This window comes from Pedobacter sp. AC212 (assembly GCF_979258625.1).
On record NZ_OZ409870.1, the window covers coordinates 3,874,728 to 3,889,462 of the forward strand.

Sequence of the window (14,735 nt, forward strand, 5' to 3'; positions counted from 1 at the left end):
TTTAAGGCAAAAAAAACCTCTACTTGATGGTAGAGGCTTTTACTTACTTTTATTCTCTTTCTACAAACTTATGGAAAGTACTTTCTTCTCCATCAGCCTTCTTTTCCTGATAAAGAAAGTCGAGCTTGTGATCATCAAATACTTTAAAGAAATTCTCCCAGTCGGTTTCTTCCAAATCACTGCTTTTACTATTTTTAGGGAAATGAATTCTTAAAAGTCCTCCGCCTTTTCCATCATCTGTATCTGCAACTACTCCAGGTACGCCATCATGTTTTTCTACCCACTTTTTAATGGTATCGTGGTCATGGGTTTGTTTTGAACTGCTCATATCGTTGTATTTTAGTTTACATTATATGTATATACAATTCTATTGGGTAGAAAAAGTTTTGAATTTTAAAAGTCTTGTAAAAAATAAAGCCCCGACTTTTCAGTCAGGGCTTATAAATTATTATTTAAATTAAGTATTAGTTAAAGTTATAACGAATACCAAATTGCATGTAGTAAGTAGAAGAAATCGTTTGAGAAGTACCAAATGTTTCGCGAACAACATCTCCACTTGAACTCGCTAACCTAAATGTTGGCCTTGTGGTGTTGTTTACAGCACCAGTATTTGTTGGAACTAAAACTGCTGCGTTATTCACGAAATTAACATTACCCCATTTACGGTTTAATAAGTTACCCACATTGAAAACATCAGCGGTAAATTGTACTGAATTTTTTGTTTTACCTACGTTTTTAAAAACTTCTTGAACTAAACGAAGATCAAACTGATTTCTCCAAGGTGAAGTAGCAGCATTACGTTTTGCATACTCACCTCTGTGTGCGCTTAAATATTTATCTTGAGCGATATAGGCTTCAAAAATTTCACTTTGTTGAGCAGCTGTGTAGGTTTTTGCACTTGGTCCACTTCCTACAGTTTGCGCCACGAAAGTAATTTCGCTTGCATCTCTTGGAATATAGATTAAATCATTACCATTAACACCATCACGGTTAATATCTGCACCATAAGTATAAGAGAATCTACCTTGTTGCGCTCCTTCATAAAATACAGAAACAGATGTAGCTAAATTTTTCAAAAATTCTTTACGGTAAGATACACTTGCAATGATACGATCAGGGGTTAAGTTATTCGAATAACTTAATGTAGGCTCATTTGGGTTACCAGATGTTTGTGGAATAGACCATAAGTTACCCAACTGATCACCTGCTCCATCACCATAATTACGTTGATCTGAACGGGTATAAGCAATCATTGCTGATACTCCACTGCTAAATTGTTTTGTTAATTGTGCAGTTGCTTGCCAAGTATAACCACCTTTTGCATTAGTCATTTGGTAAACATTTAATGCACCTGAACCATTAGTAGTTGGAATACCTCCAGCATTAATATCTACAACTTGTCTTGCTGATACCGAATTCGCATATATTGGTCTAGTATCAGGATATCCTGAAATCGCAAGATTTATAGGGTTTTCTAAATTGATGTTTTTAGCTACAGCAACATTCAAATCTCTTCCATAAATACCTTCTAATGTACCTACGATACCCCATGGTAATTTAGCATCAATTGCAAAACTTGATTTCCAAGTTTGGGGGAATTTTAAATCTGGAGACATTACACTAATTGTTCCAGGAATAGTTGTTCCAGCTGGAGGTCTTGTTGCGGTTAACAAATTAGGTGCAATGTTAGGATTAAACAAAGGCACTGTACCACCATTTAGACTTGAATAAACTTGAGAATATTGTAATAATCCAGCATCACTAGATTGAGAAACAATCCATACAAATGGCACACGACCAGTAAATATACCAGTTCCACCGCGTAATTGTAATGAACGATCTCCCAATACATCCCAGTTAAATCCGAAACGTGGGGAGTATGAAAGTCTGTTTTCAGGTAAAACACCAGTATCTACTTTCTGACCGCCTGCAAATGTTTGAGCAGCCACTAAAGGGTGAGTACGAATTTCATCAGCCTCAGGATAAGTAGCCTGTTCAATACGCAAACCAGCTGTTAATTTTAAACGGTCTGTAACCGAAAACTCATCTTGTAAATAAGCTGAATATTGAGCAAATTTAAAGCTCGGGAAAGCTTGTGAACCATCGGCAGTTAATGGATAAGTAACTGAATACTGTAGTGGCATTCTGTTATTCACGAAATCATCCCAAGTTCTGAAAGTATAGAAACCTGTACCAAAACGTTGAAAACCATTTTTTGTGGTACTAAACTCAGCTTGTAAACCTAAAGTAATGTTATGTTTACCTAAAGCTAAACTTAAATCATCACTGTAAGTATAACCCTTCACATCACGTAAGTTTCCGTAAGTAAATGGCTCGTAACCAAAAGTTGTTAACACATTACCTCCTGTACTTCCTGTTTGCGTTCCATCCAAAATATCAACCAAAGGGAATGGAGAACTATCAGAATTTCTAGGATCGTTTTGATGAGAATAAGTTACACGAGCTACGTTTGTAATTTTACTTCCAAAGTTTGAATTTAATTCAGCTACTGCAGAATATAAGTTAGCCGCTTGGTAGTAATTTGAGTTTTCAAATGGCAAACCAGCCTCACGCTGATTTCCAGATCTTGAATTTAGATAGCCTAAGTTACCCGTTGCACCAGAATTGGTAACTGAAGTACTTGCTGAAAATGGTGATTGACTTTCTACTTGGTTATAACGCACACTGAAACGGTGGCTTTTAGAAATATTCCAATCTAAACGGGCGAACATTTTTTCGTTATCACTGATGTTTGAGTAACCTTCATAACCGCCAGTTTGATATCCATATCTTGTATTCAAATACGAAGAAACTTCATTTAAAAACGATGCATCGGCTCTAACTACGTTAGGGTTAGCCGGATCGTAAGGATTAGAAGGAGTAGCAGCTAAACGCTGTGTTCCAGGCTGTTCAGTTCTTTTCTTCTCGTAGTTAACGAAAAAGAATAATTTATCTTTAACAATTGGACCACCTAAACTAAATCCATAATTCTTCTCATCTAAAGGTTGAAGATTTTGAATTCTAAAGCTTTCGCCAATTCTTTTTCCTTGTTGTTCTTCACCACGCATGGTGTAAAAGGCATTACCAGAAAATGAGTTAGTTCCTGAACGAGTTACAGCTGTAACTGAACCACCAGTAAAACCAGTCTGGCGAACATCAAATGGTGTAACATTGATTGAGATTTGCTCTAATGCATCAATTGAGATTGGCGAACCACCTGCAGGAATATTCTGGCCGATACCAAATTGGTTGTTAAAGTTCGCACCATCAACCGTAAAGTTGTTCGAACGGTAATTACCACCACCAATTGATTGTCCATTAGCCTGCGGCGTTAAACGAGTTAAATCATTTACACTACGCGAAATGGTAGGCAATGCTTGAATTTGTTGCTTTCCGATTACAGTTGATGTTCCATTTCTATTTGAATTTAAGATGCTGTTCGTGCTTTGACCAACCACTTTAACTTCAGCTAATGTTGAACTATTATCAACTAACACTAAGTTAAGTAAGTAAGGCTCACCTAATTTCAAATAAATGTCTGATAATTTTGCAGGCTTATAACCCACGAAACTAATTTCAACCGTGTACGGACCACCAACACGCATACCGCCTATGGTAAATCTACCATCAGCGTTTGTAGAAACCGTGTAAACGGAACCTGTTGGCGTGTGTGTAGCTTTAACGCTTGCACCTGGCAAGGCACCACTAGCATCCTTAATTGTTCCTGTCATTGATGATGTGGTTACCTGTGCACTAGCACCGAAAGTAAAACCTACAACTGCAACAATAACGAGTACTAATCTTAAAAGTAAAGATTTGTTCATACTTTGTTTTTTTAAATGTTTTTTGTTTGTTGAATAATAATCGGGGGTGATTTTATTGGCGCAAATGTACTTAATAAAATTTAACACATTTTAACATCCAATGTTAAATTATCGTTAAGCATTCCAAAACTTTTCAACAATTAACATCATTAATAAGTCCTTTAACTTTCACTTTATCAATCGTTTGTAAGCAACATTGAATTTTTCTTAAAGAATCACATATAATCTTGCCATTATCGAATCAAAAAAAGGTCGATTGCTGAATTTCACAAAAAAAGTATTTAAACATTTACACCTTTAGCCCTTTAAATCTTACAAATTGTTGACTAATACCGAATGAAGCGATTAAATTATCCCGAAAAATAATATTCGGACTATGGATTTATTACTTAGCCTTCAAAAGCTCGTTTTTATATGATGATTTAACATTTTAGAGATCTTTTTTAACGATAATTCAACCAGGTTATGAAAGTAATATGTCAAATTCCGAATTTTGACACGGGATCTCATATTCATCAGTGCCAATTAACATTTTTTTTTTAGTTTTGGGGATTATAAGAAACAAAAGTTTTTTAAGTGTAATGCTGATATAATTTATTAAAGCGAGGGAAATCTGTTTCAAAGAGCCTTCTCCTAACCGGGAGATTACCAACAATAAAACAGCTTAAAAGAAATCTTTTTAGATATGAACAGTTCATAATTAAATCGCAAAACATCACTTTGTGATGTTTTAATTATGAAAAGTTCCATCTGACAGATAAAAAATAAAATAAAAAAAACAGATGAATTACGACGTTATTGTTTTAGGCAGCGGCCCAGGTGGCTACGTAGCTGCAATCAGAGCTTCACAATTGGGAATGAAAGTTGCAATTGTAGAGCGTGAATCATTAGGTGGTATTTGTTTAAACTGGGGTTGTATCCCAACGAAAGCATTATTAAAAAGTGCTCAGGTTTTCGAATATATTAACCATGCTGCAGATTACGGAATTACTACAGCGGGTGCTACAGCAGATTTCGCAGCAGTTGTAAAACGTAGCCGCGGCGTAGCCGATGGCATGAGTAAGGGCGTTCAATTTTTAATGAAGAAAAATAAAATTGACGTAGTGATGGGTATCGGTAAATTGAAACCGGGAAATAAATTAGAAGTTAAAGGTGCAGATGGTTCTCAAAAAGAACTTACAGCAAAAAATATCATTATCGCAACTGGTGCTCGCTCAAGAGAATTGCCAAACTTGAAACAAGACGGTAAAAAAATTATCGGCTACCGCCAGGCAATGGTTTTACCAGAATTACCAAAAAGTATGGTTGTGGTGGGTTCAGGCGCTATCGGTGTGGAGTTTGCTTATTTCTATGCTACAATGGGCACAAAAGTAACTATCGTAGAATTTATGGAAAACGTTGTTCCGGTAGAAGACGAAGATGTATCTAAACAATTATTGCGTAGCTTGAAAAAAGTGGGTATCGATGTAATGACCTCAGCTTCGGTTGAATCAGTTGATACTGCTGGCGCTGGCTGTAAAATTTCTGTTAAAACGGCATCAGGCATGCAAACTATTGAGGCTGATATTGTACTTTCTGCAGCTGGTATTGTAGCAAACATCGAGAACATCGGTTTAGAAGAAACCGGAATCAAAACTGAAAAAGGTAAAATCGTTACCGATGAATTTTATAATACCTCAGTAAAAGGATATTATGCTATTGGCGATGTTGTTGGCGGCCAGGCATTGGCACACGTAGCATCTGCCGAAGGCATTATTTGCGTGGAAAAAATTGCTGGTCAGCATGTAGAAGCCTTGGATTACAACAACATTCCAGGTTGTACTTATTGCACTCCAGAAATCGCTTCAGTGGGATATACTGAGAAAGCGGCTAAGGCAGCTGGATACGAATTGAAAATTGGTAAATTCCCATTCTCAGCTTCAGGTAAAGCAAGTGCAGCTGGTGCAAAAGATGGTTTTGTAAAATTAATTTTTGATGCCAAATATGGTGAATTATTAGGCGCACACATGATTGGTGCTAACGTTACTGAAATGATCGCAGAAATTGTGGTTGCCCGTAAATTAGAAACCACTGGTCATGAAATGATAAAATCTGTACATCCTCACCCAACAATGAGTGAGGCCATTATGGAAGCTGCTGCAGATGCTTACGGTGAAGTTATCCACTTGTAAGTCGGGACTCCTTAGTCTTTAGTCTTTAGTCAAAATACGAAAACCCTTTAGTTAGTTCTAAAGGGTTTTTGTATTTTTAAAACTTAATAGCCAACTCACATCTTGATACCAAATACTTGATACTAAATACTAGCAGATGAAACTCCATACTATAAACACAGGTCTATTTAAATTGGATGGCGGCGCCATGTTCGGTGTTGTTCCGAAAGCAATATGGCAAAAAACCAATCCGGCAGATTCGAACAACCTTTGCACATGGGCCATGCGCTGTCTTTTAATTGAGGATGGCAATAGGCTTACCTTGGTTGATACCGGAATTGGCGATAAACAGGATGAAAAATTTTTTAGTCACTATCATTTGCATGGCGATGATTCAATCACGACATCACTGGCTAAATTGGGTTTCGGATTGGATGATATCACCGATGTATTTTTAACACACCTGCACTTTGATCATGTAGGCGGCGCCATTAAGCGGGAGAATGACAAGCTATCCCCTACTTTCAAAAATGCTCAGTATTGGAGTAACGAAAAACATTGGCAATGGGCTGTAGATCCAAATGCCCGCGAAAAAGCATCATTTTTAAAAGAAAATATCCTACCTATTCAAGAAAGTGGTCAACTTCAGTTTGTGGAAGAAAACGAAAATATAGAATGGCAGTCCAACATTAACATCTCTTTTGCTTACGGCCATACCGATGCGATGATGTTGCCGAAAATAAAATATAAGGGAAAAACCATCGTTTACATGGCCGATCTTTTACCATCAGTTGGTCATTTAGCCCTGCCCTATGTGATGGCTTATGATATGTTTCCACTGCAAACATTGACCGAAAAACAGGCTTTTTTAAATGAAGCTGTCAATAACGACTACATTCTTTATTTAGAACATGATCCTTTGAACGAGTGCTGTACTTTACAAAGAACTGAAAAAGGGATACGGGTGGATCAAACATTTAAATTGAGTGAAATTTAGATGATTAGGCCAGCAAAACCAGGTGATGCAGATGCGGTAGTCCCATTAATTGTTTTGGCGATGGATGAACTGGCTGCTAAGTTTGCCAACTCTAGTGATCCAAAAGTGATATTCGAATTATTTAAACATTTCTTTCAGCAGAACGGAAATCAATACAGTTACGAAAACACAATAATATATGTGGAGGAAGACAAAGTTCTTGGTGCATTAAATGCCTACAATGGCGGCGATTTACTTGCATTGCGAAAAGGTTTTCTAGAATATTTGGCAGAGAAGCACAATTTAAAAAACTTTGAACCGGAGCCGGAAACTCAATCAGGAGAGTTTTATTTCGATACCTTGAGCGTTGTTCCAGAAGCACAGGGAAAAGGAATTGGCAAAGCATTAATTCAGTCAGGTATAAACTGGGCCTCGGCGCTCGGACATCAGAAGGTAGGTTTACTGGTAGAAAAACAAAACCTGATTGCACAAAACCTGTATAAAAAGTCTGGCTTTAAAAAGCAGAATACTCAGAAATTTATGGGTGGCGAATACGATCATCTTATTTACGATATTTAAATGAACAGCTTGATGTCAATTCGAAAATTTATTTTTGTTTTTATTTGTATTTAATCTAAATAATGCCAATTTTTGCAATACATGGAAAAAGCTTGTATTGATATTAATGAACTGGTTAACGTATTCTCAAATGCACATGGCTCTGTTTATCAATCAGATAAATTAAATTGCTTTTATGTTGATTTTGGCGGGAAGTTTGCCAAATACAATTGCATGTCGCTACAAAAATTAAAAAAGGTAGTGGAGCAAATCGACATCGAAGAGCTTCTACTAAATACACACCGGGCTGATTTCGAGTTGGTAACTTTTAATGGTTGCGAGCATATTTACCTCTTAAATGCCTTGGAAATTGTTGCTTTAAAAGATTTATTACAAGGCGCATTTACCATGTTCAAACTCAACCACCTGCTTAGCGATTGTCTTTATAGATTAGTTTATTAAATCATTGGCTTAATCGTCAGTGGCTTATTTGTTTTTTATTCATTGAATCAACCGTCTTTAGTATATTTCTGATTAATCAATTGGTGCTTTATATTTATTATACAGTAGTTGATTTTCTTCTTTATTTCTAGCAATTATCTCTTCACATTCTTGCTTAGCTAGTCAATCTCTAATATTCCGACCTCCATTTTTGCGTCTTCATCCTTAACTTTGTTCGTTGCGCTATCGGGCTTTCGCTCAAAATCAAAGCACTATCTCACTGTCTTCCAATCGGTATCCGTTAAACGTTATTCAGCAACACACACCAACAATTGTCATTATTTAAACTCATTACAAATAACTTATTATCAGCAATTTAGACTAATTTCATATAGCAAATAAATAGTATAATTGAACAATTTCGTTTTACATTTGTATTGTTATTAAAGCACAGAAATTATGAAAGATCTAATGCGTATAAAGTGTTTAATATCTCAGGATATCGAAACACTTTTAAATCAGCAAATAAAAAAAGAAGCTCACTCTTCATCACTATATTTATCAATGGCCTCTTGGTGTAACCAACAAGGCTACGATTTCTCGGCAGATTATTTCACAAAACAATCTGAAGAAGAAAGAATGCACCAATTAAAATTGTTCAAATACGTTTTAGATATGGGTGGCAATGCAATCTCTCCGGAAGTTACAGGAATTAAAACTGACTTTGCAGGTTTTAGAGAAGTATTTGAAGATGCACTTGAGGCAGAAATTGCAATTACGCAAAGCTTTAAAAATTTAGCGGCTAGATGCCATAAAGAACAAGATTTCGTAACTATGGAATTCTTGAACTGGTTCTTAAAAGAGCAACGTGAAGAAGAATATAAAGCACGTAGAGCGCTTGAACTATTCGAAGTGATTGGTGAAGAAGGAACTGGAAGATGGGAAATAGACAAACATGTGAACAAAATCACCTATTCGGAAGATTAATAATAACAATCAACAAAACATATCTTTAAAAGACTATCTTGATTAACCTCAAGATGGTCTTTTTTTTTGCGCATTATTCCCGCAACTAAAACCTTATTAAAAAAGAAAGCTTCCAAGTGATCACTTGAAAGCTTCTTTTAGTTTAGTTTGTTTGGTTTTATGTTGATTATGAATAAGTCTGAAGAGTTTTATAAAAAAAGCGCCGTTGCCAGCGCTTTTTTTAAACCAAATATATAATAATAATTAACGAGCATCACAAAAGTACAAACTTTCTTCATATAAGCAAGCAATATTTATAAATAAATTAAATTATTTAATAAAAAACACAAAACATCATCAAAAAACAGATAAAAATATTACCTAAAAACACAACAAAACGTTTAAGTATAATTTTTTTATAACAAAAACACATTTTTTACTTTCAAAATCATACTTTAACAAAATATTTAAGTCAAATGATAGAAAATTTTATAAAAAATTACTTAAATCATCCCCAAACTTATGATGAAATGTTTTTAAATAGTGACACTTACAGAAATCACTATTCAAACTTCATTGATAATTTCTCTAAAGAATCTCTCGAAAACCTAAACAAAAAAGAAGAGTTGGCAAAAAAACTCTTCATGAGCCAGGGTATTACTTTCACCGTGTATGATAGCGGTGAAGGAATTGAAAAGATTTTCCCTTTCGATATCATCCCCCGTATCATCACCTCGAGTGAATGGTCGTTTATTGAAAAAGGAATTAAACAGCGTTTAAAGGCTTTGAATCTTTTCTTAAAAGATGTGTATAGCAATCAATTTATCATCAAGGATCAAACTGTACCTATCAATGTAATTTATTCGTGCCCACACTTTTTAAGAGAGATGCACAATGTAAATGTACTTCACGACATTTATATTCACATTGCTGGCATTGATCTGATCCGGGATCACGACGGCACTTTCTATGTACTTGAAGATAATCTGCGCACCCCATCTGGCGTGAGCTACATGCTGGAAAATAGGGAAATAACGAAAAGATTATTCCCTGATTTGATTCCGCAATGCGGCGTAAGAAGTGTAACCGAATACCCAGCCATCCTTTACAAAAACCTAATGGCGCTTTCGCCAAGAGCGGTATCAAACCCTACAATTGTGCTTTTAAGCCCGGGCATGTACAATTCTGCTTACTACGAACACACTACCCTAGCCCGATTGATGGGTGTTGAATTGGTAGAAGGCCGGGATTTAGTGGTTAAAAACCAGAAAGTTTTCATGAAAACCACTACAGGCCTGCAGCAGGTTGATGTAATTTATCGACGGGTAGATGATGATTACCTCGATCCGCTGGTATTCAACCCGAACAGCGTTCTAGGCGTAGCCGGCTTAATGGGCGCTTATCGAAAAGGCAATGTAGCCATAGTGAATGCTGTTGGAAATGGCGTTGCTGACGATAAAGCAGTTTACACCTACGTGCCGGACATGATTAAATATTATTTGAACGAAGAACCCATACTAAAAAATGTACCCACCTACCAGCTGAGCAATCGCGATGAATTGGATTATGTTTTTCAGAACATCAACACGATGGTGATTAAAAAAACCAATGGAAGTGGCGGTTACGGCATGTTAATGGGGCATGCAGCTTCGGAACAGGAAACAGATGATTACAAACTAGAGATCCTAAAAGATCCACGCAATTTCATCGCTCAGCCAACAATAAGCCTGTCATCTGCCCCCTGCTTTATTAACGGAAAACTGGCACCAAGAAGAATCGATTTACGTCCTTTTGCACTAAATGGACCGGATGGAATTTCCATTGTTCCCGGTGGATTAACTCGGGTGGCCCTGAAAGAAGGCTCTTTGGTGGTAAATAGTTCGCAAGGTGGCGGCAGTAAAGATACATGGGTTTTAACTTCTTAGAATAAAAATATGTTAAGTAGAGTAGCATCAAGCTTATATTGGTTGAGCAGGTATGTGGAGCGTAGCGATGGTATGCTTCGCATGCTAAAAATAAATTATGCCTCATCGCAAGATACCATCCAGGAATTTACCTGGAAACCCGTGATCAGGATTTTTTCTGCTGATGATGAAAACGAACTGTTAAATATTCAGCACGATAGTAGAGCCGTTATTGAATATCTATTGTTAAACCGTGAAAACCCAAATTCGATTTTAAATATTGTAACGCTGGCCAGAGAAAATGCAAGAAGCGTACAAGAGCACATTCCGAAAGATTTATGGCAATGTTTAAACGAATACTATCACACCGTTAAAGACGAAAAGCTATTGTGGTATGTACAAAAAGATGATCCAATTACAGCCCTGGATATTTTGATTAAGCAGGTAATGCTTTACCACGGAACGGCAGATAGCGCTATGGAACGTGGCGAAAGTCGAAGTTTCATGAAAATCGGGAAACATTTGGAAAGAAGTATTCAATCTGTTGATATTTTGGACATTAAATTTAGCTCCATTAGCGACAATCCCGATTTGTTAACGGATATCGCTTACTGGAAACATTTACTTTTATCTTTAGGTGGTTATGAGCTTTATTTGAAAACCTATCGACAAGGATTTGACGCTAAAAATATTATCGAATTGGTGATGTTAAATAACGATTTTCCTCGATCGGCGCTTTACTCTATGCATAATATCGAGCGGTATTTTAACAGGTTAAAAAGCGAAAGCAATATTGAGCATTACAATAACTTGTCGTTTAAAATAGGTCGGTTGAAAAGTATGATTACCTATAGTTCGGTTAACACAATGGAAGAAGAGCAGTTGCATGATTATTTAACTGAAATCCGGGCTGAACTTTTTGGCATCGGAAACCTTTTAAACGAATATTATTTCGCAAATTCATAGTATTAAATAATCATCCCGATAGATAATAATAACCAACATCACTATGCCAATTTTTAAAATTAAACATATCACCAATTACAAATACGAGTCGCCAGTTCGGGATAGCGCCAATCAGATCATTTTGTTTCCTATAAAAGACGATTTCCAGAAGGTGGTTAAACACGACCTTAATATTTCAGGTAGCCCGGAGATTGAAATTTTTATAGATTATTATGGAAACGAGGTGGGAACTTTTACTCAAAATGAACCCCACACACAGTTGAAAATATTTTCAAAGGTTAGTGTAGAAACTTTCGCTAAACCATTGCCTCAAGATGACATGTTTAGCAGCGAACAGTGGAATAGTCTAGAGACCATCAAATACGAAGTGCCTTATATTGATTATCTGAGGCAAGAATCTTTTAAAGGAATAACTCAACTGAAAGAAACCGCTTTATCCATTAAAGCAGCAGAAGATACGCCATATCAAACGGCAGTTAAATACTGTGCACACGTTTTCAGCAACTTCGAATACATTAAAGGAATTACTGCGGTAGATACCACCATTGAAGAAATTCTGAAATTAAAAGCCGGTGTTTGCCAGGATTTTGCGCATGTGCTTACTGCTATGCTAAGGTTAACGGGTATCCCATCGCGATATGTAAGTGGATACATTTGCCCGAACAGAGACGGCATGCGTGGTGAAGGCGCAACCCATGCCTGGGCAGAAGCTTATTTGCCAGAATATGGCTGGCTAGGCCTCGACCCTACCAACAATTGCATCACCAATGAAAATCATGTTCGTTTGGCAGTTGGCCGAAATTTTGCCGATTGCTCACCTGTAAAAGGGGTTTATAAAGGTGGTTTTGAGCATATTATGGAGGTAAATGTATCGGTAGGTTATAACGATGAAGATTTTAACGACAATGAGAATTACTTCCAACCCAAAGAAGTAAATTATACCAAACCATCAGGATTAGCAACTACCGTTAGAAAGCAAAACAGCTACCAGCAATATATGGAAGCCATGCAGCAACAGCAGCAACAGTAGGGATCAGGATTTTCAAGATTTAAGGACAAGGCAGGATCGACAGCATAAAACAATTTGTTCATCTGATTGATCTCTGCGTTTTAGACGTATTCATCCGATGAATTCATATAATTAAATCTTTGTTTTGCTTGCATTGAAATACCATCATTAATGAGTCATTAGAGGAATATCGGCAATTTGCTTATATTCATCCGATGACTTTTTTATTAATCGAAAAATAATATGAGCAAAATTAAAATATTAAGCTTAGCTGCATTGGGAATCGCTCTCATTTTCGGCTGTAAAGAAGAAAAAAAATCTACAAGCTTAGGCCCCATAAGTCCAGAAACGATAAAACAGCACATTGCTGTTTTAGCTGATGATTCACTGCAAGGCAGGCGCCCATTCACGGTCGGAGAAACTAAAACTGTAAATTATATTTCGTCGGCACTAAAAACAGCCGGGGTAGAACCTGGCAACAATGGCAGTTACATTCAAAAAGTGCCCATGGTCGAAATTACTTCTACCACATCAGAAAGAATGGAAATAACTGGCGGGAAGGAAAAACTGACATTTAAAGCGGTTGATGATTTCGTTGCATTTACCAGACGAGAACAGGATACCATTCAATTGAAAAATTCGCCGCTTGTTTTTGCCGGCTTCGGTATTGTGGCACCAGAATTTAACTGGAACGACTACAAAGATCTGGATGTGAAGGGTAAAACTGTCGTGGTATTAATCAGTGATCCTGGTTTTAACGCAAAAGATAAAATGTATTTTAGGGGCGACACCATGACTTATTATGGCCGATGGATGTACAAATATGAAGAAGCTGCAAGGCAAGGCGCTGCTGGAGTAATCATTATACATCAAACGGAACCCGCTAGCTACGGCTGGTCAGTGATTACCAATAGCAATACGGGTGCAAGGTTATATCTCCAGGCTGCCGACAAACACAAATCAAGATGTAAACTTGAAGGCTGGATGACGGAACAAGCGGCAACAAAGTTACTGGCTAATGCTGGAATCACCGGAGATATTCGTGAGTATGGCCGAAAAAAGGATTTTAAAGCTGTTCCGCTAAACCAAACGATAACTGTAACTTTAAACAATAAATACAAATATTCCACTTCGCAAAATGTGATCGGAATTATTAAAGGAAGTAAGCGACCAGAAGAAACGATTATTTACTCCGCGCATTGGGATCATTTCGGCATCGGACCGAAAGTTAATGGCGACTCTATGTACAATGGCGCTGTAGATAATGCAAGCGGTGTTGCAGCCATGCTGTCTATCGCCAAAGCTTTTCAGGAATCAACAGAAAAGCCAGAACGATCTGTTGTATTTTTAGCAGTGACTGGTGAAGAACAAGGTTTGCTAGGGTCAGAATATTATGCCTTAAACCCAATCTATCCATTAAATAAAACGGTAGCCAACTTAAATATGGATGCGCTAGGTTTCTATGGCGAAACCAAAGACATTTCTATTAAAGGAAAAGGTCAAAACGAAGTGGAAGACTATATCGTCAACTTACTCAATGATAATAATTTGGAAGCAGTGGGCGACACCCGCCCAAGTGCCGGAAGCTACTATCGTTCTGATCATTTTAATTTTGCAAAAGTGGGTGTACCTGCAATCGATATTGTGAATGGTTTCAATAGCAAGGAACATGGCGCTAAATGGGGACAAGAACAAAGACTGGGCTATAATGAAAAACATTACCACCAACCTTCAGATGCTTACTCGCCACAAATGAACACGAAAGGCTTTGCGCAAATTGCCAACATCCTATTTACTGTAGGTTACAAATTAAGCAACGAGACTACTTTTCCGCAATGGAAAGCCGGATCAGAATTTAAAGCAGCAAGAGATAAGTCAATTAACAGTTTGTAGTTCGCAGTTTCAATAACTGAAAATTGGATACTGCTAATTGTTAACTGA

11 protein-coding genes are annotated in these 14,735 nt (G+C 37.0%); 9 read left to right on the forward strand and 2 right to left on the reverse strand.

From position 1 onward, the window contains the following. Positions 1 to 49: 49 nt before the first annotated feature. Together ACZZZC_RS16450 and ACZZZC_RS16455 are read right to left on the reverse strand one after the other, a co-directional pair. A complete protein-coding gene (locus tag ACZZZC_RS16450) occupies positions 50 to 328 on the reverse strand; it encodes a hypothetical protein (protein ID WP_463483144.1) in 279 nt (92 codons plus the stop codon). Between the two features lie 136 nt (positions 329 to 464). Beyond that, positions 465 to 3,824 (reverse strand): TonB-dependent receptor, encoded by a 3,360-nt coding sequence (locus tag ACZZZC_RS16455; RefSeq protein ID WP_463483145.1) that lies wholly within the window; start codon positions 3,822 to 3,824, stop codon positions 465 to 467. Positions 3,825 to 4,606: 782 nt separating this feature from the next. On the opposite strand from ACZZZC_RS16455, the gene lpdA reads away from it, so the two are divergent. The 9 genes from lpdA (at position 4,607) to ACZZZC_RS16500 (ending at position 14,687) form a co-directional block, all read left to right on the forward strand. Further along, complete coding sequence (gene lpdA, locus ACZZZC_RS16460) at positions 4,607 to 5,995, forward strand: dihydrolipoyl dehydrogenase (protein WP_463483146.1); 1,389 nt, start codon at positions 4,607 to 4,609, stop codon at positions 5,993 to 5,995. Positions 5,996 to 6,131: 136 nt separating this feature from the next. Beyond that, the gene (locus tag ACZZZC_RS16465; RefSeq protein WP_463483147.1) at positions 6,132 to 6,971 is read left to right on the forward strand and encodes an MBL fold metallo-hydrolase; all 840 of its coding nucleotides are present in this window, start codon (positions 6,132 to 6,134) and stop codon (positions 6,969 to 6,971) included. Then, positions 6,972 to 7,529 carry a GNAT family N-acetyltransferase gene (locus ACZZZC_RS16470; RefSeq protein ID WP_463483148.1) on the forward strand — a complete coding sequence of 186 codons (558 nt, stop codon included), beginning with the start codon at positions 6,972 to 6,974 and terminating at the stop codon, positions 7,527 to 7,529. Between the two features lie 81 nt (positions 7,530 to 7,610). Continuing rightward, positions 7,611 to 7,970, forward strand: coding sequence for a hypothetical protein (locus ACZZZC_RS16475; RefSeq protein WP_463483149.1), 360 nt, complete (start codon positions 7,611 to 7,613; stop codon positions 7,968 to 7,970). A 438-nt stretch (positions 7,971 to 8,408) separates the two neighbouring features. Then, positions 8,409 to 8,936, forward strand: coding sequence for a ferritin (locus tag ACZZZC_RS16480; protein WP_056849867.1), 528 nt, complete (start codon positions 8,409 to 8,411; stop codon positions 8,934 to 8,936). A gap of 455 nt (positions 8,937 to 9,391) precedes the next feature. Further along, positions 9,392 to 10,840, forward strand: a complete 1,449-nt coding sequence (locus tag ACZZZC_RS16485; RefSeq protein ID WP_463487696.1) for a circularly permuted type 2 ATP-grasp protein — start codon at positions 9,392 to 9,394, stop codon at positions 10,838 to 10,840. A 9-nt stretch (positions 10,841 to 10,849) separates the two neighbouring features. After that, positions 10,850 to 11,785, forward strand: coding sequence for an alpha-E domain-containing protein (locus ACZZZC_RS16490; protein ID WP_463483151.1), 936 nt, complete (start codon positions 10,850 to 10,852; stop codon positions 11,783 to 11,785). A 43-nt stretch (positions 11,786 to 11,828) separates the two neighbouring features. Then, complete coding sequence (locus tag ACZZZC_RS16495) at positions 11,829 to 12,815, forward strand: transglutaminase family protein (protein ID WP_463483152.1); 987 nt, start codon at positions 11,829 to 11,831, stop codon at positions 12,813 to 12,815. A gap of 222 nt (positions 12,816 to 13,037) precedes the next feature. After that, on the forward strand, positions 13,038 to 14,687 hold the full coding sequence (locus ACZZZC_RS16500) for a M28 family metallopeptidase (protein WP_463487697.1): 1,650 nt from the start codon (positions 13,038 to 13,040) through the stop codon (positions 14,685 to 14,687). Positions 14,688 to 14,735: the final 48 nt, after the last annotated feature.